The 687-nt window shown below is 77.1% G+C and carries 1 protein-coding gene; it reads left to right on the top strand.

Annotated elements, in window-relative coordinates:
* Window positions 1-687: phytoene/squalene synthase family protein (locus tag DEP02_RS17525; protein WP_112468437.1), on the top strand; the 687-nt coding region annotated here is incomplete at both ends.

Raw genomic sequence — 687 nt, 5'->3', positions numbered from 1 at the left:
CGGGCCGCCGCCCTGGACCGGCTCGGTGACGACCTCGCCCGGGGCCTGGCCGGCGGGAAGGGCGCCGCGCCGGTGGTCGCCGCCCTCGCGGACACCAGCCGCCGCTACGCCATCGACCACCGCCACTTCACCGACTTCCTCACCTCCATGCGCAGCGACCTGACGGTCACCGAGTACGCCTGCCACGACGAGTTGCGCGCCTACATGCACGGCTCGGCTGCGGTGATCGGCCTGCAGATGCTGCCGGTCCTCGGCACCGTGGTGCCCCGCGAGGAGGCCGCCCCGTACGCGGCCGAACTGGGCGTCGCCTTCCAGCTCACCAACTTCCTGCGGGACGTGGGGGAGGACCTCGACCGCGGCCGCGTCTACCTGCCCCGCGACCTGCTGGCCGCGCACGGCGTCGACCGCGACCTGCTGCGCCGCTGCCGGGACACCGGCCGCACCGACCGCCGGGTCATCGCGGCACTGCGCGAGTTCGAGGCCCTCACCCGCGCCGCCTACCGGCGTGCGGCGCCCGGCGTGCCGATGCTCGACCCCGTCGCCCGGCCGTGCATCCGCACGGCGCTCGTGCTGTACGGCGGCATCCTGGACGCCGTCGCCGCCGACGGCTGGGCGGTGCTGCACCGCCGCGCCGCGGTGCCCCGCCGGCGCCGCGCGCTGGTCGCCGCCGACGGCCTGCTGCGGGTG

The organism is Streptomyces triticisoli, from assembly GCF_003270085.1.
In the GTDB taxonomy this organism is placed as follows: Bacteria; Actinomycetota; Actinomycetes; order Streptomycetales; family Streptomycetaceae; genus Streptomyces; species Streptomyces triticisoli.
Note: the sequence above shows the minus strand (reverse complement) of the source record. Positions and strands in the feature narration are given on the sequence as shown.